Below are 24,433 nucleotides of genomic sequence, written 5' to 3' on the forward strand. Positions count from 1 at the left end.
CCGGTGATGGCGTCCGAAGATCTCGCCGAGTTCATAGCCGATGACCGAGAGGAAGTTTCGGTTGGCGTCCCGGACGGTTCCGTCGAGGTCGAACTGGATCACAGCTTGCGAGCGATCAACAGCCGCCAGCATGCTTTGCAACTCTACAAGCTTTCTGTCGTCCTGAGGCTTACCGAAAACGCGCATCTCTTTGGCTTCCCTATAGATTTCTGAAGCCTCATCCCACACAACCTCTTTAAGATGCTTGTCTCTCTGGTTAGCACGCTAATGCTCAACTTGAGCGAGTATCCAGTTCACGTCTTGCGTTCACATCTATTTAAATGAGTAAGATCGGAGCCGTCTTCGGCTCTACGAGGACGCCTTGCCAAGCACCGGACTAGAGCCGCGCAGTCTTCAGCGTGAGAAGTTGCAGCTTAAGGTCGCCCTGCAGGTCATGGTGACCGCACGGCGATGGAAATTATGGATGGCCGAAATGTTCCGGGGCGTCGGGCATACAGGCGCCCCGATCGTCGTCCTGTATCATCTGGCCGACCAGCCCAAAGGCCTTACGCTTTCCGAATTGTCGATCAGAATGGAGCTCTCTGGCGCTTCCTTGACGCGATTGGTCCAGAGGCTCGAACGCGACGGCCTCGTCAGTCGCCATCGCTTGATCGGTGATGGGCGGTCATGGCTGATCGTCATGGAACCGGCGGGCCGCGCGGAGATGGAAACGTTCGAAGTCCATGCTGCGGCCATGCGTCAGGCCGTGTTCGAGGGCATTTCGGAAGATGACCTGGTGACAACGCTCAGAGTGCTGCACGCGGTGGCGGCGAAACTGACGCATGGACCGGACGCGCCAAGCCGAATTTAGCCCGCCTCACCCAGCGCCATCAGGCCGGCGCGCGACGGGCACAGATCGGCGATGATGCAGGACAGGCATTTCGGCTTGCGCGCCGTGCAGGTGTAGCGGCCGTGCAGGATCAGCCAGTGGTGCGCCTTGGGCAGCCAGTCCTCCGGCACGACCTTGAACAACTGGGCCTCGACCTTGTCCGGCGTTCCGGCATTGGCCAGCCCCAGCCGGTGCGAGACGCGAAAGACGTGGGTGTCCACGGCGATGGCCGCCTCGATCCCCAGTTCGTTCAGCACCACCGAGGCCGTCTTGCGCCCCACGCCGGGCAGGGCCTGAAGATCGGCGCGGTTCAGCGGGACCTCGCCGCCATGCTGCTCCAGCACGATGCGGCTCAGAGCGATGACGTTCCGAGCTTTGCCGCGGTAAAGGCCGATGGAGGCGATGTAGGGGATCAGCCCCTCCTCGCCCAGGGCCAGCATCTTCTCCGGCGTGTCCGCGACCTTGAACAGCCGCTCGGTCGCCTTGTTGACCGAGACGTCCGTCGCCTGGGCCGACAGGGCAACGGCGACGACCAGGGTGAAGGGATTGGAGAAATCCAGCTCGGTCTTGGGTTCCGGCATGACGCCAGACAGGCGTTCGAAAATGGCCTCGACGCGGTGTTCGTCGGGCGGCCAGCGCAGCACGGGGATGGCCGCCCCCGTCATCACGGCCGGGCGTTTGGCAGGCTTGGCGGCGGGCTTTTTGGCCTTGGCGGGCTTCATGCCTCGCTGTCGTCCTCGGGGCGACGCGGGTCAAGACCCAGGCCCTTGAGCGCTTGGGCCGTCAGGGCGGCGTAGGCGGCGCGCTCGCCCTCCATCCAGGCGCCGTGGGCCGTGCCGTAATAGACCGGCGCCGTGGCTTCTCCCGCCAGGAAGATTCGGTCCTCCACCGACGAGCGCAGCTTGGCCCGATCCGCCGCATGGCCCGGCAAGGCGTGGGAATAGGCGCCCCGCGACCAGGAATCGACGCCCCATCCGCTGATCGTGACCGCCTCCAGCCGCCGGCGCATGTCCGATCCCAGGGCCGCGACCAGCTCGGACACGGCGAAGTCGAACAAGGCGGCCGGCCCCTGCGCCTCCAGCCCCCAGGCGAGGTCGGCGCCGAAATAGGCCTCGATCATCGGCCGCCCGAAGGGCCGCAGGTGATAGCCGCCGGTCTCGGCCGTATCGGTGCGGGTCCACAACTGGGTGTCGGGCTGGAAATCGCCGGCGCCGCGCACGGTCATATGCACCTTGGACGCCAGGCCCAGCGGCACGCCCGTCGTCGCTTCGAGCAGCGCCGGAACCGGCGGATCGATGCGGATCGTCTCGCTGGCGATCAGGCTGTTGGGCACGGTCAGGATGACGATCCGCGCGGTCAACTCGCCGCGATTGGTCTCCAGGCGCAGCACAGGTCCGGAACGGTCGATGCGGCTGACGGCGCAGTCCGTGATCGTGATGGGCGACACAGCCTCGCCCAGCCGCGCGATCAGGCGGCCATAGCCCTCGCGCACCCGCCAGTTCACGCCGGTGTCGCCATAGGCGTCGTAATCCAGGCTGGACACCTCGGCGAACCGCGCGCCGTTCAGGGCGCCCGAGATGGCGTCCATGCGCGGGTTCCAGCGACAGTCGGGATCGAAGAAGTCCGACGCCGGACGATCCTCCCCCACACCCGCGCGGACGAGCGACGCCGCCTCGGTCACCCGCTGGTCGAAGGCGGCGAAGGCCTCGCCGAACTCGGCCTGATCCGCGCGGGTCATCTCGTGATCGAAGGCCTGGGTGCGCCAGGGCGGCGGGGTCTGGTCCAGCGTCAGCCCCTCGGCCTCGACCCGTCCCGCCAGCACATTGTCATCGGCGGAATGCAGCCAGCCGCAGCCCATGTCCAACCCTTCGCCCTCGGCCCGAACCGTCCAGGCGCGCCCGCCGATCCGGTCGCGGGCCTCCAGCACCAGAACCGACAGGCTGGGTCGCATCAGACGACGCGCGGCGGCGATGCCGGCGGCGCCTGCGCCGATCACCACAATATCGACCTGTGACGGCAGCGGCTGGGAGGCGGAGATGCGGGGGGTCATGGCGTCAGGACATACACGAAAACCGGTCGTGATCGGCGCCGTCCCGATCGCCTATTGATTTTTGGACGGCGGGGTCCATTTTAGCACCGCTTCAAAACGCCGCACCTCCCCCGGATTTTCCATGTCGCCTGAACTCAAGAAACGCCTGCCGCTGTTCGCGGCCGCCCTCGTCGGCCTGGCCCTGATCGTGGGCGGCATCGTCTGGTGGGTGAACGGCCAGAGTTGGGAAAGCACCGACAACGCCTTCGTTCAGGCGGACACCACCCTGGTCAGCCCGCAACTGTCCGGCCGGGTCACCGAGGTCTTGGTGGGCGACAACCAGCGGGTCGCGGCGGGCCAGATCCTGGTCAAGCTGGACGATTCCGACCAGAAGGCCCAGCTCGCTCAGGCCGAGGCCAATCTGGCCGCCGCCATCGCCGCCGTCGGCCATGTCGACGCCCAGGCCGAGCAGGAACAAGCCACCATCGCCGCCCGCGCCGCCTCGGTCGCCCAGGCCAACGCCCAGGCCGGCCTGGCCCGCGCCGAGGTCGATCGTTATGGAAAACTGGCCGAGCAGGGCTGGGTCTCGCAACAGCGCATCCAGACCGAGCGCGCCTCGGCCGCCACCGCCGCCGCCAGCGTCCAGCAGGCCCAGGCCGCCCTGGTCGCCGAACAACGCACGGCCGGCGTGCTGGGCTCGACCCGTCAGCAGAGCGTCGCCGCCGTCGAACAGGCCCGCGCCGTCGTCGATCAGGCTCGCATCGCGCTGGAGCGCACCGTGATCCGCGCTCCGGTCGCCGGCGTCGTCGGCGCCCGCAGCGTGCGGCCCGGCCAGTATGTCAACGCCGGCACGCAACTGCTGTCGGTCGTGCCCCTGACCAACACCTACATCGTCGCCAACTTCAAGGAGACGCAGCTGGACAAGGTGCGCCTGGGCCAGACTGTCGAGATTTCCGCCGACGCCTTCCCCGGCCGCAAGATCGAGGGCCGCGTGGACAGCTTCGCCCCCGCCACTGGATCGGAGTTCGCCCTGATCCCGGTCGAGAACGCCACGGGCAACTTCACCAAGATCACCCAGCGCGTGCCCGTCCGCATCGTCGTCAGCGGCGCAGACCGCAGCCTGGCTCTGCGTCCCGGCCTGTCGGTGGACGTCAAGATCGACCTGAAGAGCCAGGGCGGCCAGAGCTTCGCGGAAGCCGCCACGACGACCGGAGCCGCAGGCCAGTGACCGCCGCCAACCCCGCCGCAGATGGCGGGGCCCCTGTCGCGCAAAAGGGTCCCGTCGCCGGCCATCCCGAGATCAACTGGACCATGCTGCTGCTGGGCTTCGCCGGCATGGTGGTGGGCCAGTTCATGGCCATTCTGGACATCCAGATCGTCGCCGCCTCCCTGCCCCAGATCCAGGCGGGGGTCGGCGCCTCGGCTGACGAGATCAGCTGGATCCAGACCGCCTATCTGATCCCCGAGGTGGTGATGATCCCTCTGTCGGGCTTCCTGTCGCGGCTGTGGGGGACGCAGCGGCTGTTCCTGGTCTCCTGCGCCGGTTTCGTGCTGATGAGCATCGCCACGGGCCTGTCGTCGTCGATCGACATGATGATCCTGTTCCGGGCCATCCAAGGCTTCGTGGGCGGGGCTATGATCCCGACCGTCTTCGCCGTCGCCTTCACCGCCTTTCCGCCTGACAAGCGCGTCACCGCCAGCGTCGTCATGGGGCTGATCGTCACCCTGGCGCCGACCGTCGGACCCACGCTGGGGGGGCATCTGACGGAGTGGCTGAGCTGGCGCTGGCTTTTCTTCATCAACGTCGGGCCGGGCCTGCTGGTGCTGTTCCTGGTCGGGCGGTACGGCAACTTCGACAAGGGCGATCCATCGCTGGCCAAGGGCTTCGACTGGTGGGGCCTGGGCCTGATGGCCGCCTTTCTGATGTCGATGCAGTTCGTGCTGGAAGAGGGCGCCAAGAACGACTGGTTCGACGACACCCACATCCTGTTGCTGACCGTCGTGGCGGCAGTCGCCGGACCGATTTTCATCTGGCGGTCCCTGACCTATCGCCAGCCGATCGTGGAGTTGCGCGCCTTTGGCAATCGCAACTTCCTGGTCGGGTTCATCATGACCTTCATCGTCGGTTTCGCCCTGTTCGGCGGCACCTTCCTGCTGCCGCTCTTCCTGGGCCGCGTGCTTGGTTATTCGTCGTCAGAGGTCGGCACCACCATGGTCGTGTCGGGCCTGGCCATGTTCGCCACCGGCCCCTTTGCTGGACGACTGGTGCGCAAGCTGGATGCGCGGGTGCTGATGTTCGGCGGCTTCATGCTGTGCGCCTGGGGCATGTGGGAGGCGCGCGTCGTCACCGATGACTGGGGCTTCTGGAACTTCGCCTCGGTGCAGGCCTTCCGCGGCGTCGGCGTGATGCTAGCCATGATCGCGTCCCAGCAGGTGACGATGGCGACGCTGCCGCCGCACATGGTCAAGAACGCCTCGGGGCTGGTCAACCTGTCGCGCAACGTCGGCGGGGCCTTCGGCCTGGCGATCCTGAACACCAGCCTGACGTCCAACACGGCCCTGCACATGAGCGAACTGACCAGCGCCATCGGTCAGGGCGACCAGGCGATGCGCAACATGATGGCCGGCATGACCCAGCGGTTCGCCGGCTCCATCGACCCGGCCGCCTCGGCGATGAAGGCCATCTATGGGATGTTGCAGAAACAGGCGACGACGATGGCGTTCGGCGACGCCTTCGCCCTGCTGGCCATCCTGTGCGCAGGCGCGGCCTTCGTCACCCTGGCCGCCCAGCCGGTGAAGGCCCAGGCTGGCGCACCGCCCTCGGACGTCCACTGATGGCGCGCCGTCGCGGGCAGGTCGATGAACGCAAGAGCGAGGCGATCCTGGACGCCGCCGCGACCCTGTTCGCCGACAAGGGGCTTCAGGCCAAGATGGACGAGATCGCCAAACTGGCCGGCGTTTCCAAACAGACGGTCTACAACCGCTTCGCCTCCAAGCTGGAGATCGCCCAGGCCCTGGCGTCCAAGCGGGTCGAGGATATCGTCGCCCCCCTGCGCGGCGCCGGCGATCCGCAGACGGTGCTGGAGACCCTGGCCCTGACGCTGCTGAACCGGGTGTGCAGCGGCGACAAGGTCGGCTCGATGCGCGGGGTCGCCCTGGTCTCGGTCGAGGCGCCTGACATCGCCCACGCCATCTATGAGGCCGGCCCGCGTCGCAGCCTGCGCGAACTGGGAGCCTGGCTGTCGGAACAGACGCGGCTGGGCCGGATGAGCGTCGCCGATCCGGAAGAGGCGGCCGAGATGTTCGCCGGCCTTGTGCTGGGCTACGGCCATCTGCGCGCCATGCTGGACGTGCCGCAGCTGGAGGCTGACAAACGCGTAGGCCGCGCCAGAGAGGCCGCGCGCATCTTCATGGCCGCCCATCCGCCCGCCACGGCCGCCAAGACTTCCTGAGCCCGGCGCGCTACAGTCGCCCCACCCCGACGCTTGAGACTGCCTTCATGCTGCTTCACCTGTCCTCCTGGCCCGAAATCGACGCCCGACTGAACGACGGCGGTCCGCTGTCCAGGACGGTGGTCGTGCCCATCGGCTCCAACGAGCAGCATGGGCCGACGGGGCTTCTGGGCACCGACTGGCTGTGCCCGGAGATCATCGCCCATGCAGCCGAAAAGACCGACGCCAACCTGATCGTGGCCCCGACCTTCAACATCGGCATGGCCCAGCATCACCTGGCCTTCGCCGGCACCATCAGCCTGCGCCCCTCGACCTTCATGGCGGCGATCACGGACTGGGTGTCGTCCTTGAGCCGTCACGGGTTTGAGCGGATCTACTTCCTGAACGGGCACGGCGGGAACGTCGCGACCATCGAGGCGACGATCTCGGAAATCTACGCCGAGTGGAGCTTCGTCGAGGACAGCCCGCCCTTCATCCTGAAGCTGAAGAACTGGTGGGACCTGCCCGGCGTCAATGGCCTGTGCAACCGCCTGTTCCCGACCGGCCACGGCATGCACGCCACCCCGTCCGAGATCGCGGTGACGCAGGCCGCGTATCCCGAGCGGATCAAGACCGCCGACTACAGCCCGCAGATCGCGCCAAACGGGCCGATCCGCGATGCCCTGGACTATCGCGCCCGCTTCCCCGACGGCCGGATCGGCTCGGACCCGGCCCAGGCCAGCCCCGAGAAGGGCCAACAGATCATCGACGCGGCGATCCCCGCCCTGCTCGGCGACATCGCGGCCTTCGCCGCAGAGACCCAGCCGGGAGCGTCGCTCTGACCCGCAAAACCCCCACAGCCGCCAGCGCAGCCGTCGTCGGCGCCGAGATCCTGGCCGCCTCGGCCGAGGTGATCGCGGCCCGCACCGGGCTGATGGCGCAGGGCCTGACCAGCGCCAAGGGGCAGGACTTAAAGGAGCTGTCGCTGATGAGCTCCGAGAAGACCGAGGCGATGTCCGCCTCCGCCGACGCCATGGCCGCCAGCGCCGGGGCCATTGGTCAGCGGCTGGGCCGCGTAGCACTGGACGAAAGCGCCCATGCCCTGCGAGCGGCGGCGGCTGTGGCCCAGGCCCGCACCCCGGCCAAGGCGGCCGAGGCCCAGTTCAGCTATGCCATGGGCTGGTGGAGCCGGGCGGCGGCCCAGGCCATGGCCCTGAACGGCGAACTTTTGAAGGCCCAGGCCGAGGCGCTGGCCCCGATCCACAAGACAGCGACCGCCAACGCCAAACGGCTGCGCAAGACGCGCTAGGCCGGCTCCACCAGCTTCAGCTTGGGTTTTTTGATCTTTGCGGGCTTGGCCGGACGGTCGGCCTTTTTGGCGGCCTTCTCGGCCTTCCGGGCTTCCTTCTCGGCCGCCTTCAGCGCCTTCTTGGCGGCCTTGGCCTCAGCCTTGGCAGCGTCGGGAGCGGCGTCGGCGGCGGCGGCCAGATCGGCCAGCTGATTGAGGAAGGTCTCGCGCTGGCCCTTGGGCAGCAAGGCCATGATCCGCTTGTCGGCGGCCTCGACCAACGGGCGGGCGGCCTCCAACCGGGCGGCGCCCTCAGCCGACAGACGCACCGCCTTGGCGCGGGCGTCCAGGGTCGAGCGTTCCCGCTCCAGCAGGCCCTTGGTCGTCATGCGCGTGACCAGATCGGCCAGGGTCGAGCGGTCGATGCCGGTCATGCGGACCAGTTCGGTCTGGGTCAGGCCGGCCTTGAGCGAGACCGCCTCCAGCACCGCGAACTGGCGCTGGGTCAGGCCGTCGGCGCCGGTCTCCTCGGCATAGATGTCGAGCGCCAGCTGCAGGGCGCGGTGCATCAGGTGGCTGGGCGAGGTGGCCAGGGGCCCGACCTTCCTTGCCGCTTTTCCCGTCTTCACCATCGCGCCGCTCCCCTGAAGTTTCGTCCGAACACGTATCAGCTCTGCTTTACGATTTGACGGGGAAAGCGCGTCGGTTCCGTGACAGTTCCGCTTGGTCTCTAGAGCCCGGTATCGGGCGAGACGGGCGTCGGCTCGTCGTCCTTGATCAGGTGCTTCATGATGAAGAAGACCTGCCAGACGCCGAACACGGCCGAGGCGATCCACAGGCCGCCGCGGAAGGCGACCCACGCATCATCCGACTGGGTGCGCCAGACGATCTCGTTGACGATGCAGACGGCCGCGAAATACAGGCCGTAGCGCAGGGTCAGTCCGCGCCAGCCCGCGTCCGTGATGCGGATCGCCTCGCCCAGCAGATATTTGAACGGATAGCGGTTCAGCGGCAGCGACCCCAGCAGCACGACCGCCAGCAGGCCGTTCTGGATCGACAGCTTGATCTTCAACAGGTTCGGATCGTGGAAGACGATGGTCAGCACGCCGAAGATCAAGGCGAACCCGCCGGTCAGCAGCGGCAGAGGCGCCAGACGACGCTCGACCACATAGCCGACGATCAGGGCGATCAGGGACGCGCCGACCAGGACCCACGTCGCCTGGACCAGGGCTTCCTGCCCATCCAGACCGCGCGCGAACCGGTTGATTGCATAGGCGGCCATGAAGGCCACGAGCGCGCCGAAATCGACGGCCTGGCGGATGGTGGAAGCCTTTTTCGGCGTCTCGGTCATGTCAGTCTTCCAGTCCCACCAGCGAGCGGGAGAAGGCGCGGGCGTCGAACGGTTGCAGGTCCTCGACCCCTTCGCCGACGCCGATCAGCATCAGGGGGGCGTCGGACGCCTGGGCCACCGGCACCAGCACGCCGCCGCGTGCGGTGCCGTCCAGCTTGGTCATGACCACGCCGGTCACGAAGGCGGTGCGGCCGAAGATCTGTTCCTGCGCCAGGGCGTTGCGGCCCACCGTGGCGTCCAGCACCAGCAGGGTGTCGTGCGGCGCCTCGGGATCGACCTTCTTCAGCACGCGGACGATCTTGAGCAGTTCGTCCATCAGGGCGGACTTGTTCTGCAGTCGGCCGGCGGTGTCGATCAGGACGACGTCGTAGCCTTCGGCCCGCGCCTTGGTATAGGCGTCAAAGGCCAGGCCCGCGGCATCGGCGCCGTCGCGACGGCTTTCGAAGTCGGCGCCCGCGCGCTCGGCCCAGACCTTCAGCTGTTCGCGCGCGGCGGCGCGGAAGGTGTCGCCGGCGACGATCATCACCTTGGCGCCCTTGCCCGTCAGATCGGCGGCGATCTTGCCCAGGGTCGTGGTCTTGCCCGATCCGTTCACCCCGACGAACAGGACGACATAGGGTTTGGGGCCGGACAGGGGGTCGAAGGTCGCCTGGCGCGGCGACAGTTCGGCGGCGACCGCCTCGGCCAGGGCCTCCTTGACCTCGCGCTCGGGCGCGTCCTTGCCGAACTTCAGCCCGCGAAAGCGTTCGACGATCCGGGCCGAGGCGGCAGGGCCGAGATCGCTCTCCAGCAGATGCTCTTCCAGCTGCTCCAGCGACGCCTCGGACAGAGGCTCCTTGACGAAGGTGGCGACGACCTGATCGGTCATCTGTTTGGAGGAGCGCGAGAGCCCAGCGGACAGGCGCTGGAACCAGCCCTTTTTCGGCGTGTCGTTCATGCAGTGGCTTTAGCGGGGGCGAAGGCCGACGTCATCCGCATTCGCGAACGCGGTCCGGCCGTTCAGACGGTCGGCGACAAAAACACCGTCTAATTCGTCTAATTCGTCCAATGTCGATGACTCCCGGCGAAAACCAGACATTATACCGCGTTCGCGGATCAAGATGGCTGGCGTCCGGAGATGTCGGATAAGTTGTTGGAAACGCTGCGGTCGACGCGACAGATTGCGCCGGCAAGGCGGGTAGGGATCGCGCACCATGGTCCAACAGAGAACTTTACATAACAAAGCTTAGGCGTCATAAGCCAAGCAACACGAGGGGAGTTTCGTCATGACCATTTCATCCACTGTCAGCCGCATCGCCGGCGCTGCAGCGGCCGCCGCCTTGATCGCTGTGGCTCCAGCGGCCTTTGCACAGGACGGGCACGGCGCCCATGCCGAAAGCGGCCATGCCCACGGCCATCAGCATGCGGATTTCCAATCCGACCGCATCCATGTCCGCGTCGATGGCGACGCCGGCGGGCGCGACATCATCCTGATCCCCGGTCTTAGCTCGTCGCCGGAGGTCTGGCAGGGCACGGTGGATCATCTGGGCGCCGGCTGGCGCATACACCGCATCCACGTCCAGGGCTTCGCCGGCGCGCCGGCCGAGGGCAATGCGCAAGGCTCGACCCCGTCGCCCGTCGCTGCGCCGGTCGCCGAAGAGATCGCCCGCTACATCCGCGAACAGGGCCTGACCAAGCCGGTGGTCGTCGGCCATTCGATGGGCGGCAGCATCGGCATGATGCTGGCCGCGCGCCATCCTGATGCGGTCGGCAAGCTGATGGTCGTGGACATGATCCCCTTCATGGGCGCGATGTTCGCCGCGCCGGGCGCCTCGGCCGAAAGCGTGACCCCGGTCGCGGACCAGATCTGGGCCGCCCAGGCCAACAGCCCGCGCGAGGCCTATGTCGCCCAGGCGACCACCAGCATCAACGGCATGATCAACACCGAAAGCCGCCGCGCCGAGGCGTTGGAAGACATGCGCGAAAGCGATCAGAAGGTCTCGGCCGCCGCCTTCCGCGAACTGATCACGACGGACCTGCGTCCCGAACTGTCCAAGATCACCGCCCCGACCGAGGTGGTGTATGCCAAGTTCAACGATCCGCGCATGACGCCCCAGATCACCGACAGCATCTATCGGATGTCCTTCGCCAATCTGAAGGACGCCCAGCTGAAGCGGATCGACGACAGCGCCCACTTCATCATGTTCGACCAGCCCCAGGCCTTCTACGCCGATCTGGACGCCTTCCTGGCGAAATAGGCGCCGTGACCCACCCGTCCGCGAAACGGATCGTCGGCCTCTATCGGGACAAGGCCGACGACTGGGTCCGGGATCGAGGCGCGACCCTGTATTCCGGCGCGGGCGGGGCGGACGAAGCGATATGGCTGGATCGGTTCGTCGCCGGCCTGCCCGCTGGCTCATCTATTCTGGATGTCGGCTGCGGTTCGGGCTGGCCCATCGGGGCCGCCCTGCTGGAGCGGGGACATCAGGTGACGGGCATGGATGCGTCGCCGGGCCTGATCGCCCATGCTCAGACGACACTGCCGACGGGCGTATGGTCGGTTGGAGATATGCGCGATGCTTTTCCGCCGGGTCCGTTCGACGGCGTTCTGGCCTGGCACAGCCTGTTTCATCTCAGCCCCGACGATCAGAAAAAGGTGCTGCCGAAGCTGGCCGCGTGCGTCGCCGAGGGCGGGCGGCTGATGTTCACCTCTGGCCAGGCACAGGGCGAGACCATCGGACAGTGGCGGGGCGAGCCGCTCTATCACGCCAGTCTTGACCCGAAGGCCTATCGCGCCCTGCTGGCCGACGCCGGATTGCGGGTGGAATACGACGGGGCGGAAAGCGGCGTTTGGCTGGCCCGGCGCGCCTTTCTTTCGGCGAAATAGCCGCTCACGATCCCGTGAAGTCGGCGGGACCGTTTCGGCGGGCGTTCATACGCGATACACAGCCGATGAACGAGAACTCGCCCAAGGCGGCATCTGAAGGACGGACATGGCGGGACCGGTGAATGCGGGCGGACCACAGGCGCAGGGCAAGCCCCGCCGGTCGGCCCTGGGACGGTTGTTCTACTGGAGCGCCGTGCTTGCCGTCTGGGGGCTGATCTTCCTGGTCGTCTTCTTCGCCGTCTTCGCGCGCGGCCTGCCAGACACCTCCAGCCTGTATCAGGTCGATCGCCAGCCCTCGATCACCTATCTGGATCGCAATGGGGCGTTGATCGCGACGCGGGGCACGCAAATGGCGCCCCCGGCCGATCTGGACGCCTTGCCGGACTATGTGCCGGCCGCCTTCATCGCGATCGAGGACCGGCGTTTCTATCACCACCCCGGTTTCGACCCCATCGGCATGATGCGGGCGATGGCGACCAACGTCCGCGCCGGGCGGGTGGTGCAGGGTGGCTCGACCCTGACGCAGCAGCTGGCCAAGAACCTGTTCCTGACGCCCGACCAGAACCTGCGCCGCAAGGTGCAGGAGCTGATGCTGGCCGTCTGGCTGGAGATGAAATTCTCCAAGAAGGAGATCCTGGCCCTCTATCTGAACCGGGTCTATTTCGGCGCCGGGGCCTATGGGATCGAGGCGGCGTCGCAGCGCTATTTCGACAAGTCGGCCAAGAACCTGACGGTCGGCGAGGCTGCGTTGCTGGCTGGCCTGCTGAAGGCGCCCTCGCGCTATTCGCCGGTGTCCGAGAGCGAGCGCGCCGCCGCCCGCGCCACCGTCGTGCTGAACGAGATGGAAGAGGCCGGCGTCATCACCGCCGCCCAGCGCGAACAGGCCGTGACCCAGCCGGTCATCGTCTCGCGGACGCTCGCGACCCAGCACGCCCAGTATTTCATCGACTGGCTGGACAAGTCGATCCGCAGCCTGGTCGGCGAACCGACCGAGGACATGGTGGTTGAGACCACCCTGGACCTGACGCTGCAGACGGCGGCCGAGCGGTCGGTGCGCCGCATCCTGGATCGTGACGCCGGCAAGGGCGTGCAGCAGGCGGCCCTGGTCGCGCTGGACGGCGACGGGCGGGTGCGCGCCATGATCGGCGGCTCCTCCTATGCCGACAGCCAGTTCAACCGCGCCGTTGACGCCAAGCGCCAGGCGGGTTCAGCCTTCAAACCCTTCGTCTATCTGGCGGCGGTCGAGGCCGGCTATACGCCCCAGACCCCAGTGGTCGATCAGCCGATCACCATCGGCAACTGGTCGCCCCGCAACTATTCCGGGACCTTCAGCGGAAACATGACCCTGGCCCAGGCCGTGGCACAGTCGACCAATACGGTGGCGGCCTATGTCGCCGATCAGGTCGGGCGCGACAGCGTGGCGCGCGCCGCGCGGCGTCTGGGCATCGAAAGCCGCATCGGTCTGGAGCCGGCGATGGCGCTGGGCGCGGTCGAGGTCTCGCCGATCGAGATGGCCACCGCCTATGACGCCTTCGCCAATGGCGGGCGCCGTGTCGACGCCTATGGCATCAGCCGCATCCGCACGCCCCAGGGTCGCGTCATCTATCAACGCCAGTCGGGCCAGAGCGGTCAGGCGATCAACAATCCGTCGCTGTACTACATGAACCAGATGCTGCGCGGCGTGGTGACCAGCGGCTCGGGCCGGTCGGCGGCGATCTCGGGCCGCGACCTGGCGGGCAAGACCGGCACGACCTCGGATTACAAGGACGCCTGGTTCGTCGGCTATACCGGCGGCTTCGTCACCGCCGTCTGGGTGGGCAAGGACGACAACACCGCCATGCGCGGCGTGACCGGCGGCTCGTCGCCCGCCGCCATCTGGAAGGGCTTCATGGAGGCGGCCTTGCCGCGCCTGGACGCCCCCGCCATCCCCAACGGTCCGCCCATGCCCGAAGGCTGGGTCGCGCCCGATCCGGTCGGCGACCTAATGAGCGGCCTGGACCAGAACGGCCTGCCCATCGAACCCGTCGATCCCCTGGCGGGCGAGCCCTATGTCCCGGACGACCAGGCGCCGATACAGCCGCCATCGCCGCAGCCGTCCAGCCCGGCGTCCCCCAAGGGCGGCTATCGCGATGCGCCGAACCCGCAGCAGCCCGAGGGCCGCCCGGCGCAGGAGCGCAAGGGCGATGCCCTGTTCTTCTGATCGCGACGACAACGGCGCGTAAAAAAGGAGGCGACCCGGCGGTCGCCTCCCTTTGCATTTCAGGCCTGGGTCAGCGGGGGCAGGATAGGTCGCCTTCCTGACATTGGCTGAGGGTCCGCAACTGGCGTGTCCGCTCGGTCGTCAGACGCGCGAGGCAGGTCGAATGCACCATCGGATAGGCGGAACCGCCCTGAACGCCGGAGGCCTCGAAGCGGCATTGCTGATCGCGGAAGCTGATCCAGGTGCGTTGGGCGGTGCGCAGCAGGGTGCGGCTGGCGGGCGACAGCCGTCCCATCGTCGTCGTGTACTGGCTATTCAGCGCCCGATCGGCGCGCTGCAGTTCCTGAGCGGCGTTGGCGTTCATCGTGGCCTGCGACTGGGCGCTGGCGGACGAGACGGCGGTGACGGCGAGGCCGAGCGCAATCGATAGGGTGAGCATCGTTTTCATGGGGCGATCCTGAGTGGAAGGGCCATGCTGAAACGCGCCCGGCCGCCGGGGTTTCCGCCTAGCGCCCGACTGCGTGAAGGGCGGCGCCGTAATCCTTCAGCCATTTGCGCCAAGGCTTGTGATCCCCGACCAGCCGTTCGACGACGGACCAATAGGCCGGGCTGTGGTCGGCGTGGACCAGATGGGCGACCTCGTGGGCGGCGAGGTAGTCGATGACCGGGGGCGGGGCCATGATGACGCGCCAGGAGTAGCGGATGGTGCGGTTGTGCGGGCTGCACGAGCCCCAGCGCGACCGGGTGTCTGCGATGCCCATCTTGACCGGGCCTTGGCCAAGCGCGCGTAGATGGTGGTCGGTGCGTTCCAGCAGCGTATCGCGCGCCTCGCGCTTCAGCAGATTCTCGACCCGGCGGGCGTAGGCCTCGCCCTCGCCGCCCGAGCGGATGATGGTCCCGTCCTCGACCAGGCGCGCGGCGCCCGCGCCGGACACCGCCTCAAGCCGCACGGGCCTGCCGCGCAGGGAGATCACCTGGCCCGGTTCCAGCGGGCGGCTTTTGGGGCGGACGGCCAGGCGTTCGCTGATCCAGACGGCCTTGGATCGGGCGAAGGCGACGGCCTGGCTCAGGCCGCGCTCGGTCGGGGCGATGACGACGGCCTCGCCGGCGCGCGCGTCGATCCGCACCGACAGACGCCGGGCGCGTGGATTGACCGACAGTCTCAGGGTCGGGCCGGAACCTTCGCTCCCGCCGGCCCCGCTTTCGTCAAGCGGCAGCCGCTGACCGTTGCGGTACGCCACCGGCGGCCTCGTTCTGGGCGATGAAATCGCGCACGCGGGGATAGATCTCGTCACGGAAGCGACGGCCGTTGAACACGCCATAATGGCCCACGCCCGGCTGGACGTAGAGGACGCGGCGATCCTCGGGAATGTTTGGGCACAGGCTGTGCGCGGCCTGGGTCTGGCCGACGCCGGAGATGTCGTCCTTCTCGCCCTCGACGGTCATCAGGCCGATGTCGGTGATCCTGGACAGATCGACCTTGCGCCCGCGATGCTCCAACAGGCCCCGCGCCAGCAGATGCTGCTGGAAGACGATGTCGATGGTCTGGAGGTAGAATTCTTCGGTCAGGTCCAGCACCGACAGATATTCGTCGTAGAATTCCTCGTGCTTTTCGACCTCGTCGCCATCGCCGGCGATCAGGCTGGTGAAATAGTTCCAGTGGGCGTCGCGGTGGCGATCCTCGTTCATCGACATGAAGCTGTAGAGCTGGACGAAGCCCGGATAGACGCGCCGCCCGAAGCCCGCGTAGGGCAGGGGCACCGTGTGGATCATGTTCGACTTGAACCAGGTGAAGGGCTTTTCCTCGGCCAGCTGGTTCGTCACGGTCGGCGACAGGCGCGCGTCGATGGGCGACCCCATGAAGGTCATCGACAGGGGACGGTTTTCGTCCTTGTCCTCGGCCATCACGGCGCCGGCGGCCAGAACGGGCGGGCCGGGCTGGCACACGCCGACGACGTGGGCGCGGCCGCCGATCTCGGCCAGCATCAGGCGAACGTGGTCGATGTAGTCGAAGAAGTCGAACCGGCCTTCCAGCATCGGCACCTGGCGAGCGTTGACCCAGTCGGTGACATAGACGTCGTGGTCCTGAAGGAAAGCCTCGACCGTACCGCGCAGCAGGGTGGCGTAGTGGCCCGAAAGCGGGGCCACGATCAGGACGGCCGGGCCGGAGGCGGGCTTCTTGGCGCGCTTCAGGTCGCCGATGTTGCGGGCGAAGCGGACCAGGCGACACCACGGGCTCTGCCAGATCACCTGTTCGGTGGTGCGCACCGGCTTGCCGCCGATGTCGATGGTTTCCAGCTTCCAGGCCGGCTTGCCGTAGCGCCGCGTCACGCTCTCGAACAGTTCGGCCGAGGCGTAGGCGGTGCGGCCGATGGCGGTGTCGGCCGCCGGGTTGAACGGCGAGGTCCAGAAGCTACGGGCCAGTTGCGCGCCGACCCGGAACGGCAGGGCCGACTGGTAGGCGAGTTCATGAAAGGCGTAGAGCATGACGATCCGATACGGCCGAGCGCCGTTTGTGCAGGGCAACATATAATGCATCACCCTGCAAAAGGATTATGGGGTCGCTGCTAACCCCGCGCCATCGCCTGTTCGATGATCCTGGTCGTCTTGTCCGGACCCATTCCATAGGCGACGGCGGTGCGGAACTTGCCGTCAGGGCCCATCAGATAGACGGTCAGGGAGTGGTTCATCGTATAGCCCTCGCCCTCGCCGACCTTTTGATAGAAGGCGCGGTAGGCCTTGGCGGCGGTCGCCACCTGTTCGGGCGTGCCCGTCAGACCGATGGTCCCCTTGGGAAAGCCGTCGGAGGACAGATAGTCCTTCAGCGCCTGGGGCGTGTCGCGTTCAGGGTCGATGCTGACGAAGACGATCTGCAGATTGTCCGCCTTGTCGCCCAGGCGCTGCTGCACCGCACCCAGCTCGGCCAGGGTGGTCGGGCAGAACTCGGGGCAGTAGGTGAAGCCGAAGAAGACCAGGCTCCATTTGCCGTTCAGCATCGTCTGATCGACGGGGCGCCCATCCTGGTTGACCAGTTTGAAGTCGCCGCCGACCAGGGGCTGGCCGGTCGACGTCACCTCGGCGCCGTCCGACGTGGGCGCACGACCGCTGACCACCACGACGGTGATGATGGCCAGCGCCACGGCGATGGCGATGCAGGCGCCCGCGAACAGCAGGATGGAACGACGCGGCATGACGGCCTCTCACGAAACGGATGTGATCGGTCTATAGAAGGCGTGTGACCTCGACAGAAGCCCGCATGGCGCCGCACGGCGCATCCTCTTCGGAGCCGTTGAACGGCTGGAGCGATGCGCCGCGTCGCGGCCGCGGGTTTTCGCTGCGGACCCTGATCGTTCTGCGCTGGCTGACCATCATCGGCCAGAGCGCCGCGATCCTGACGGCGCATCAGGGGCTGCATTTCCCCCTGCCGCTCTGGCCCTGCCTGATCGTGATCGCCATCAGCGCGGCGGTGAACGTGGGGGCCATGGCGCGGGTGCGCCGGCTGGAGGCCAGCCTGCCGGACGGGCGCACGACGGCGATCCATCTGGGCTTCGACATCTTCCAGCTGGGCGTGCTGCTGGGTCTGACCGGCGGGCTGGAGAACCCGTTCTGCCTGCTGCTGGTCGCGCCCGTCACCATCGCGGCGGCGGCCCTGCCGGCGCGTCAGGCCCTGATGCTGGGCGTGCTGGCCCTGATCGCGGTCGGGGTGCTGTTCTTCTGGTCCGAACCATTGCCGTGGCGGCCGCACGAGAACTTTCACCTGCCGACGCTGTATCGTCTCGGCATGGCCATGGCTTTAGTGACCGGCGTGGTCTTCACCGCCGGCTACGCCTGGCGGGTGGCGGCCGATGCGGAGAAGCTGGAACTGGCCCTGGCGACCACCCAGGACGTGCTGCAACGCGAACAGAGGCTGGCGGCGCTGGGCGGCCTGGCGGCGGCGGCGGCGCATGAGCTTGGCACGCCGCTGGCGACCATTCAGGTGGTGGCCAAGGAGCTTCAGCGCGCTTCAGCCCCCGACAGCGACGCGGCCGAGGATGCGGCTCTGATCCTGCAACAGGCCGAACGGTGCCGGGGCATCCTGACCCAGTTGTCGCAGCAGCCCGAGGGCGACGACGCCCTGTATGCCGACGTCTCGCTGAAGGCCCTGCTGGAAGAGGTAGTGGAGCCGCATCGGGGCTTCGACCTGGCCTTCGATGTTCTGGTCAGGACGCCGCCGGGCCAGCCCGCGCCGCGCGTGCGCCGGATGCCCGAGGTGATCCACGGCCTGTCCACCCTGGTCGAGAACGCCGCCGATTTCGCCAAGACGACGGTGCGGGTCCAGGCGGTGGTGGACGCCGGCTGGATCGAGATCGAGATTCTGGACGATGGGCCGGGCTTCGCTGGCGACATCCTGCCCCGGCTGGGCGAGCCCTATGTGACCAGTCGGCCTCAGGGCAAGGCGCGCCAGGCCCTGGCCGCCCAGATCGCCGCCGCCGCCCGACCCTCCAAGCCTCGCGCAACTGTCGAGCCGCCCATCGCCCCCAGCCAGGGCGGCATGGGGCTGGGCTTCTTCATCGCCCGCACCCTTTTGGAACGAACCGGAGGCTCGGTCAGCGTGGGCCAGGGCCTGCCGCAATCGGACGCCCAGACCGAGACACGGGCCGCGCCCCGCGGCGCGCGCGTGGCGGTGCGCTGGGCGCGGCCGGCGCTGGAGGTCGCGGTATGAGGCGATTGGGTCGAAGCGTCGCAGGCAGAACCTTGGCCTTGACCCGCGCGCTACCCGTCCCGACTTGAAGCGGCAGGAGAGAGAAACGCATGTCAGAACTCGAAGCCCGCATCGCCGCCCTGCCCGACAAGTCCCTGCTGCTGCTGGATGACGACCAGGCCCTGCGCACCCGGATGGGGCGGGCGCTGGAGGCGCGCGGCTTTCAGGTGACGACCGCTGAATCCGTCGCAGAGGCGATGCAGCTGCTGCGCGACAAGGCGCCGGCCTTCGCCGTGCTGGACATGCGGCTTGAGGACGGCAACGGCCTGAAGATCGTCGAGGCGGTGCGTGAGAAGCGCGAGGACGCCCGCATCGTCATGGTGACCGGCTACGGCGCCATCGCCACGGCGGTCGCGGCGGTCAAGGCCGGCGCTGTCGACTATCTGTCCAAGCCCGCCGATGCCGACGATGTGGTCAAGGCCCTGCTCGCCACCGGCGATTCGCCTGAACCGCCCGAAAACCCGATGAGCGCAGACCGCGTGCGCTGGGAACATATCCAGCGCGTCTACGAGCTGTGCGACCACAATGTCTCGGAGACCGCGCGCCGCCTGGGCATGCACCGCCGCACCCTGCAACGCATCCTGGCCAAGCGCGCGCCGCGGTAGGCCGAACCCTCAGTCCTCGTCGTCGTCCTCGACCACGTCGGGGATTTCGGGGGTGACCACGGTCGGGGCGATGGTCTTGATCTCGCCCAGCTTGGCGCCGGGGAAGGCCTGAAGCACCGCCTGGACGAAGGGATTGGCCTCGACCTCGGCGCGTTCGGCGGCGCGGGCCTTTTTCTGGACCTCGATGACCGTCTCGGCCCCGCCCTGGCCGTTGGCGGCGATCAGCCAGGTGCGACCAGTCCATTCGCGCAGGCGGGCCGATAGCTTGCGCGCCAGTTCGATGGGCGCGCCCTGGACGCTTTCATAGACGATGGCGCCGGGCTTGAACGAGACCGGCTTCACATACCGCTCCACATCCATCTGAAGTCCGACCTCGCGCTTCTCGCCGATCAGGGCGACGACCTGTTCGAAGGTCTGCGGATCGGGCAGGGCGGGGGCCATCACCGGCCGCGCGGCCAGCTGCGCCGAAGTTCCGCCGCCGCCTCCACCACCGCCACCACGCGGGGCCGAGCCGCCGCCCATCGGTTCACCGGACTGCAGCCGCTTCAGCGCCTCCTCCGGTCCCGGCAGATCGGCGGCATAGGCCAGGCGCACGATCGCCATTTCCACCGCATCGGCCGGATTGGGCGCGCGCCGCACCTCGTCCAGCGCCTTCAGCAGCATCTGCCAGGTGCGCGACAACGTCGCCGCCGGAATGGCCGCGCCCAGGGCCGCCAGCTTCTGCGCCTGATCGTTGGGCAGGCGCGTCGCATTGGGGCCCAGCATCTTGGCGACCGAGGCGGCGTGGCAATGTTCCAACAGGTCGTTGGTCACCTGCACCGGATCGGCGCCGAAGCCGTAGAGGGTGCGGAAACTCTCCAGCGCCTCGGGCGTGCGACCCGCCATGACGCTTTCGAACAGGGCGATGGTCTGGGTCCGGTCGGCCAGGCCCAGCATGTCGCGCACCGTCTCGGTCTTGACCGTCTCGCCGCGCTCGGCCTGGACCAGGGCCTGGTCCAGCAGCGACAGGCCGTCGCGCACCGACCCCTCGGCCGCGCGCGAGATCAGGGCCAGGGCGTCGTTCTCAATCTTCATGCCTTCGCGGTCTGCGATCCGGCCCAGATGCTCGACCAGGATTTCCGGCTCGACCCGACGCAGGTCGAAGCGCTGACAGCGGCTCAGGATCGTCACCGGTACCTTGCGGATTTCGGTGGTGGCGAAGATGAATTTGGCGTGGGGGGGCGGCTCTTCCAGCGTCTTGAGCAGGGCGTTGAACGCCTGCGTCGACAGCATGTGGACCTCGTCCAGCACATAGACTTTGTAGCGCGCCTCGACCGGCGCGTAGCGGACGCTTTCCAGGATGTCGCGAATGTCGTTGACGCCGGTGTGCGACGCCGCGTCCATCTCCATCACATCCATATGCTGGCCGGCCATGATTGCGGCGTCGTGCCGGCCGTGGGCGGTCAGGGTCAGCGACGGCTTGTCGATGACGTCGGTTTCGTTGTTCAGGGCGCGGGCCAACAGGCGGGCGGTGGTCGTCTTGCCGACGCCGCGCACGCCCGTCAGCATGAAGGCGTGGGCGATGCGGCCCGTGGCGAAGGCGTTGGTCAGGGTGCGCACCATCGCCTCCTGACCGATCAGGTCCTCGAAGGTGCGCGGCCGGTATTTGCGCGCCAGCACCTGATAGGCGGCGCCGTCATCGACGTGAGCCGCGACTTCAGCCGGGGCAGGCTTGGTGACGACAGGCGCGGCGACCGGCTCAGGCGCCGCCGCGGCGGGTGCGCCGAACATATCTTCGGTGTTCTCGTCGCGTTCGACGACGTCGTCCTCTTCCCAGGGCGGGCCGTCGAGATTCTTGTCGCTGTCCGTCATGGGAGGAAGTCTTACAGCGGGCGAGGTCCGCAGCGAAGCGGCCGTTCACCCAAAAGGCTGGATTATCTCGGATTGGAAACGCGGCGCTAGGACTCGGTCATGCAGGCAAGTTCATCAGCCGTACGTGCTGGTACCCTCGCATCTGCAAGTCCTTAAGAATTCCAATGACGTCGGTGTATCGATTGGATGCTTTCGGCCCGACGTAGATCGGGTTCCTGACATCGAGGCCCATTTCGTACAGGCGGCGACCGATTTCACTTGCGGGAGTACGTTGAGATTTGTCGCCGTTGTACGTCGAAATCTGGACGGTTCCGTCAGGGTTGAGATCGATCTGAGCGCCGTTTGTCTGAAGCGCCGTCTCGTAACAGCCCATCGTCCGGTAGACGCTGAACCCCGTCAACTGCGGTCGCGGCTCCGCGGGCGCCGATCCACAGGCGCACAACCCCAACAATCCAAGGAGCCATACAGGTCTCATAGGACGACGTTCGCAGAAGTTGTGGCATATCACAACCGTCTGCCCTGGCGTTCAAAAAATGGTGCGCCAAACGCGCTCGAGCAGCGAGCCTCCGTGCGGCGAGCGCTAGCGCAAAAAAGAGGAAGTAGAGACCGCGACCCGAAGGGGAATTCGTTGTGGCTGCTGCCTTCCGGCCCTGACCAGATTGGCGAAACCTTCGCCCGCGATCTCCAAGCGGAGATATGACTGGTGCGGCGGTTGGAATCAAGAGCTACAAACCCGCATGGCCCATCAGAACACCTTCGCCGGCAATCCGCTCGATCGGGCCGGGGACCTGAGGAATGATCCCGACTGGCTGGCCGAGCAGGCCGCCAAGCGCTACGCCCAGGCTCTGGTGCTCTGGGAAGGGCGGCCGCTGATCGAGGAGACGGGCGAGGGGCCGAGGCTGGCGTGGCTGCAGATGCGCCATGCGCGCACCCTGGTGCGCGATCGCGAGGCGTTTCTGGGCCTGTGGAATGACGAACCCGTCTTCGCTATCGAGTTCGAAGGCTCGATCGATCCGACCGACGGGCCGCTGGCCGGGCTGGGCGTCTTTCAGGAGATGCGCGCGGCGGCGGCGATCCTGCCGGCGGCGGATGCGGCGATCGCGGGCGGGGCCAAGAGCCTGTTCGACTGGCGACGCAAGCACGGCTTCTGCGCCAACTGCGGCACGCTGAGCGAGACGGCGTCGGGCGGCTGGAAGCGGATTTGCCCGGCCTGCGGGACCGAGCATTTCCCGCGCGTCGATCCGGTCACCATCATGCTGCCGGTCTATAAGGGCGGGGCCGAACCCATCTGCTTGGTTGGCCGTCAGGCGGCCTGGCCTGCCGGACGGATGTCGGCTCTGGCCGGGTTCCTGGAACCGGGCGAATCCATCGAGGAGGCCTGCGCCCGCGAGGTGAAGGAAGAGGCCGGCCTGACCGTGATCGCCACGGCCTATCACTCCAGCCAACCCTGGCCCTTCCCGTCGCAACTGATGATCGGCCTGATCGCGGAGGTGTCGGACGATCAGGCGCAACCGGAACAGACCGAACTGGAAGCCGTCGCCTGGCTGACGCGGGCCGAGGCGCGCGCCGTGCTGGCGGGCGAGCATCCGAGCATTCAGGCCCCGCCGCCCTTCGCCATCGCCCACAGCCTGATCCAGGACTGGGTCGACGAGGTCTAGGCCAGCGCCCGCGCCGCCTCCAGGTCGGCGGGATTGTCGACGGACAGGGGGGCTTCGTCGATGACGGCGGCCCAGATCTGCATGCCCATTTCCAGGGCGCGCAGCTGTTCCAGCTTCTCGCGTTTTTCCAGCGGCGACGGCGGCGCGGCGCAGAAGCGGTTCAGCGCCTCACGGCGATAGCCATAGACGCCGATGTGGCGCCAGACGGGGGCGTCGCCATACAGGGTTGAGCGGGTGAAATAGAGGGCGCGCGCCTGGCGGTCGCCTTCGCCCAGGGCCAGCACCGCCTTGACGACGTCCGGATTGGTCCGGTCCGACGCCTCGGCCTCGGCGGCGACCAGGGTGGCGATGTCGCAGGTCGGCTCGCCGTGCAGAATGGCGGCGCAGGCGACGGCCAGACCCGGGCTGGCGAAGGGCATGTCGCCCTGGACGTTGATGACGGCGTCGAAATCGCCCTCTGGGTCGATGGCGTCCACGGCGGCGCGAATGCGGTCCGAGCCCGACGGAAGGGCGGGATCGGTCAGGACAGCGCGGCCGCCTGCGGCTTCCACCGCCTCGACGATCTCGGGATCGCCAGCGGCGACCACGACCGGCAGGCCCGAGGCCTCGGCCTGGCGATAGGCGCGCACGATCATGGGCGTGTCGCCGATCAGGGCCAGCGGCTTGTTCGGCAGGCGGGTGGCGGCCATGCGAGCCGGTATCATTATCAACGGATTCATCGACTTCCCTGACGCCTGTCTGGCCCGTCGCGCGTTGGGCCGGTTGCGAAGGCGGCGCTACCGTGCCAGAGACGCCAAAGCAAGATTATGTCCGGGGCGTGTTTTCGAGGGGCCCGGCCGGCAGAGGGAAACGACCAGGCGTATGAGCGGCGATCTTAAGTGGAACAAGATTTTCGGCGCGGCTCTGGGGACGGCGTTCGTCATCCTGGTCGTCCAGCAGGCCTCGGGCCTCGTCTATCATTCGGAAGCGCCCGAAAAGATGGGCTATTTCGTCGATGCGCCGGAAGAGGCCGCCGGCGGTGAAGCCGCTGAACTGGCGCCCGACTGGGGCACGGTGCTGCCGACCGCCGATCTGGCCGCCGGCGAGGCCGCCTTCGCGCGCTGCCAGGCCTGCCATGACGCGCATCAGGGCGGCGCCGACAAGATCGGTCCGAACCTGTGGGGCGTGGTCGGCGGTCCGGTCATGCACCGTCCGGGCTTCGCCTATTCTGACGCCATGGCCAAGCACAAGGCCGAGGCGCCGACCTGGGGCTATGACCAGATCAACAGCTTCATTACGGCTCCGGCCAAATATGTGCCCGGCACCAAGATGTCCTTCGCCGGCATCCGCGACACCCAGACGCGCATCAATCTGATCGCCTGGCTGCGCACGCAGGGCTCGGGCGGCTTCGCCATCCCGGCGCCGGATCCCACCCGTCAGCCTGGCGCGGCCGCGCCGGCCGCCGGCGCGCCTGCGACGGGCGAGGCCCCGGTGACCGAAGGCGCTGCGGCGACCGAAGCGACCGGCACGACCCCGGCCGCCGGCGCCCCCGCCGCGTCTCAGGCG

25 protein-coding genes and 1 other RNA gene are annotated in these 24,433 nt (G+C 67.6%); 13 read left to right on the forward strand and 13 right to left on the reverse strand.

Annotated features, from left to right (window positions below):
- The coding region (locus GGC30_RS15140; protein ID WP_370452022.1) for a PAS domain-containing protein at window positions 1-186 on the reverse strand (186 nt) is incomplete at its 3' end.
- 277 nt (window positions 187-463) lie between these two features.
- On the opposite strand from GGC30_RS15140, the gene GGC30_RS15145 reads away from it, so the two are divergent.
- A complete protein-coding gene (locus GGC30_RS15145) occupies window positions 464-850 on the forward strand; it encodes a MarR family winged helix-turn-helix transcriptional regulator (protein ID WP_194943619.1) in 387 nt (128 codons plus the stop codon).
- On the opposite strand, the gene nth is transcribed toward GGC30_RS15145, so the two are convergent.
- Together nth and GGC30_RS15155 are read right to left on the reverse strand one after the other, a co-directional pair.
- Window positions 847-1,590 carry an endonuclease III gene (gene nth / locus GGC30_RS15150; RefSeq protein WP_153925836.1) on the reverse strand — a complete coding sequence of 248 codons (744 nt, stop codon included), beginning with the start codon at window positions 1,588-1,590 and terminating at the stop codon, window positions 847-849. The genes GGC30_RS15145 and nth overlap by 4 nt on opposite strands.
- Window positions 1,587-2,918 (reverse strand): NAD(P)/FAD-dependent oxidoreductase, encoded by a 1,332-nt coding sequence (locus GGC30_RS15155; protein WP_153925838.1) that lies wholly within the window; start codon window positions 2,916-2,918, stop codon window positions 1,587-1,589. Before GGC30_RS15155 ends, nth begins: the two co-directional genes overlap by 4 nt.
- Window positions 2,919-3,039: 121 nt before the next feature.
- Here GGC30_RS15155 and GGC30_RS15160 point away from each other — a divergent pair, with 121 nt between their 5' ends.
- From GGC30_RS15160 to GGC30_RS15180, 5 genes are all read left to right on the forward strand, one after another.
- Complete coding sequence (locus GGC30_RS15160) at window positions 3,040-4,125, forward strand: HlyD family secretion protein (protein WP_153925840.1); 1,086 nt, start codon at window positions 3,040-3,042, stop codon at window positions 4,123-4,125.
- Window positions 4,122-5,732 (forward strand): DHA2 family efflux MFS transporter permease subunit, encoded by a 1,611-nt coding sequence (locus tag GGC30_RS15165; protein ID WP_055808940.1) that lies wholly within the window; start codon window positions 4,122-4,124, stop codon window positions 5,730-5,732. The genes GGC30_RS15160 and GGC30_RS15165 overlap by 4 nt, the downstream gene beginning before the upstream one ends.
- Window positions 5,732-6,349 carry a TetR/AcrR family transcriptional regulator gene (locus GGC30_RS15170; RefSeq protein ID WP_153925841.1) on the forward strand — a complete coding sequence of 206 codons (618 nt, stop codon included), beginning with the start codon at window positions 5,732-5,734 and terminating at the stop codon, window positions 6,347-6,349. Before GGC30_RS15165 ends, GGC30_RS15170 begins: the two co-directional genes overlap by 1 nt.
- Before the next feature lie 47 nt (window positions 6,350-6,396).
- Complete coding sequence (locus tag GGC30_RS15175) at window positions 6,397-7,170, forward strand: creatininase family protein (RefSeq protein WP_153925843.1); 774 nt, start codon at window positions 6,397-6,399, stop codon at window positions 7,168-7,170.
- Between the two features lie 68 nt (window positions 7,171-7,238).
- The gene (locus tag GGC30_RS15180) at window positions 7,239-7,637 is read left to right on the forward strand and encodes a phasin family protein (protein WP_370452024.1); all 399 of its coding nucleotides are present in this window, start codon (window positions 7,239-7,241) and stop codon (window positions 7,635-7,637) included.
- On the opposite strand, the gene GGC30_RS15185 is transcribed toward GGC30_RS15180, so the two are convergent.
- From GGC30_RS15185 to ftsY, 3 genes are all read right to left on the reverse strand, one after another.
- On the reverse strand, window positions 7,634-8,248 hold the full coding sequence (locus GGC30_RS15185; RefSeq protein WP_153925845.1) for a MarR family winged helix-turn-helix transcriptional regulator: 615 nt from the start codon (window positions 8,246-8,248) through the stop codon (window positions 7,634-7,636). The genes GGC30_RS15180 and GGC30_RS15185 overlap by 4 nt on opposite strands.
- Window positions 8,249-8,346: 98 nt before the next feature.
- Window positions 8,347-8,967, reverse strand: a complete 621-nt coding sequence (locus GGC30_RS15190) for an inner membrane-spanning protein YciB (protein ID WP_153925847.1) — start codon at window positions 8,965-8,967, stop codon at window positions 8,347-8,349.
- A gap of 1 nt (window position 8,968) precedes the next feature.
- On the reverse strand, window positions 8,969-9,904 hold the full coding sequence (ftsY, locus tag GGC30_RS15195) for a signal recognition particle-docking protein FtsY (RefSeq protein ID WP_055808927.1): 936 nt from the start codon (window positions 9,902-9,904) through the stop codon (window positions 8,969-8,971).
- Window positions 9,905-10,232: 328 nt separating this feature from the next.
- Here ftsY and GGC30_RS15200 point away from each other — a divergent pair, with 328 nt between their 5' ends.
- The 3 genes from GGC30_RS15200 (at window position 10,233) to GGC30_RS15210 (ending at window position 14,033) form a co-directional block, all read left to right on the forward strand.
- Window positions 10,233-11,204 (forward strand): alpha/beta fold hydrolase, encoded by a 972-nt coding sequence (locus GGC30_RS15200; RefSeq protein ID WP_153925849.1) that lies wholly within the window; start codon window positions 10,233-10,235, stop codon window positions 11,202-11,204.
- 5 nt (window positions 11,205-11,209) lie between these two features.
- The gene (locus tag GGC30_RS15205; protein ID WP_370452025.1) at window positions 11,210-11,833 is read left to right on the forward strand and encodes a trans-aconitate 2-methyltransferase; all 624 of its coding nucleotides are present in this window, start codon (window positions 11,210-11,212) and stop codon (window positions 11,831-11,833) included.
- A 106-nt stretch (window positions 11,834-11,939) separates the two neighbouring features.
- The gene (locus GGC30_RS15210) at window positions 11,940-14,033 is read left to right on the forward strand and encodes a transglycosylase domain-containing protein (RefSeq protein ID WP_153925851.1); all 2,094 of its coding nucleotides are present in this window, start codon (window positions 11,940-11,942) and stop codon (window positions 14,031-14,033) included.
- Window positions 14,034-14,103: 70 nt separating this feature from the next.
- On the opposite strand, the gene GGC30_RS15215 is transcribed toward GGC30_RS15210, so the two are convergent.
- The 4 genes from GGC30_RS15215 to GGC30_RS15230 all read right to left on the reverse strand — a co-directional run bounded on the left by GGC30_RS15215 (window position 14,104) and on the right by GGC30_RS15230 (window position 17,224).
- Window positions 14,104-14,481 (reverse strand): lysozyme inhibitor LprI family protein, encoded by a 378-nt coding sequence (locus GGC30_RS15215; RefSeq protein ID WP_153925853.1) that lies wholly within the window; start codon window positions 14,479-14,481, stop codon window positions 14,104-14,106.
- Window positions 14,482-14,539: 58 nt separating this feature from the next.
- The gene (locus GGC30_RS15220; protein WP_370452026.1) at window positions 14,540-15,274 is read right to left on the reverse strand and encodes a M48 family metallopeptidase; all 735 of its coding nucleotides are present in this window, start codon (window positions 15,272-15,274) and stop codon (window positions 14,540-14,542) included.
- The gene (locus tag GGC30_RS15225; protein WP_153925855.1) at window positions 15,240-16,520 is read right to left on the reverse strand and encodes a polyhydroxyalkanoate depolymerase; all 1,281 of its coding nucleotides are present in this window, start codon (window positions 16,518-16,520) and stop codon (window positions 15,240-15,242) included. The genes GGC30_RS15220 and GGC30_RS15225 overlap by 35 nt, the downstream gene beginning before the upstream one ends.
- 80 nt (window positions 16,521-16,600) lie before the next feature.
- Window positions 16,601-17,224, reverse strand: a complete 624-nt coding sequence (locus GGC30_RS15230; protein ID WP_055808968.1) for an SCO family protein — start codon at window positions 17,222-17,224, stop codon at window positions 16,601-16,603.
- A 44-nt stretch (window positions 17,225-17,268) separates the two neighbouring features.
- Between GGC30_RS15230 and GGC30_RS15235 the strand changes: the two genes are divergently transcribed.
- Together GGC30_RS15235 and GGC30_RS15240 are read left to right on the forward strand one after the other, a co-directional pair.
- Window positions 17,269-18,735, forward strand: a complete 1,467-nt coding sequence (locus tag GGC30_RS15235; protein ID WP_316408702.1) for an ActS/PrrB/RegB family redox-sensitive histidine kinase — start codon at window positions 17,269-17,271, stop codon at window positions 18,733-18,735.
- 89 nt (window positions 18,736-18,824) lie between these two features.
- On the forward strand, window positions 18,825-19,379 hold the full coding sequence (locus GGC30_RS15240; protein WP_055754444.1) for an ActR/PrrA/RegA family redox response regulator transcription factor: 555 nt from the start codon (window positions 18,825-18,827) through the stop codon (window positions 19,377-19,379).
- A gap of 9 nt (window positions 19,380-19,388) precedes the next feature.
- On the opposite strand, the gene GGC30_RS15245 is transcribed toward GGC30_RS15240, so the two are convergent.
- Window positions 19,389-21,230, reverse strand: coding sequence for a DNA polymerase III subunit gamma/tau (locus GGC30_RS15245; protein ID WP_153925858.1), 1,842 nt, complete (start codon window positions 21,228-21,230; stop codon window positions 19,389-19,391).
- Between the two features lie 594 nt (window positions 21,231-21,824).
- Window positions 21,825-21,920: signal recognition particle sRNA small type (gene ffs, locus GGC30_RS15250), an RNA gene on the reverse strand.
- Window positions 21,921-21,967: 47 nt separating this feature from the next.
- Between ffs and nudC the strand changes: the two genes are divergently transcribed.
- Entirely contained in the window at window positions 21,968-22,888 is a 921-nt protein-coding gene (nudC, locus tag GGC30_RS15255) for an NAD(+) diphosphatase (protein WP_153925859.1), read from the forward strand.
- On the opposite strand, the gene GGC30_RS15260 is transcribed toward nudC, so the two are convergent.
- On the reverse strand, window positions 22,885-23,607 hold the full coding sequence (locus GGC30_RS15260; protein ID WP_153925861.1) for a 3-deoxy-manno-octulosonate cytidylyltransferase: 723 nt from the start codon (window positions 23,605-23,607) through the stop codon (window positions 22,885-22,887). The genes nudC and GGC30_RS15260 overlap by 4 nt on opposite strands.
- Before the next feature lie 142 nt (window positions 23,608-23,749).
- On the opposite strand from GGC30_RS15260, the gene GGC30_RS15265 reads away from it, so the two are divergent.
- Window positions 23,750-24,433, forward strand: a 684-nt coding sequence (locus GGC30_RS15265; RefSeq protein WP_153925863.1) for a cytochrome c family protein, incomplete at its 3' end; no start/stop codon positions are given.

It is taken from the genome of Brevundimonas sp. SPF441, assembly GCF_009661015.1.
GTDB lineage: Bacteria > Pseudomonadota > Alphaproteobacteria > Caulobacterales > Caulobacteraceae > Brevundimonas > Brevundimonas vesicularis.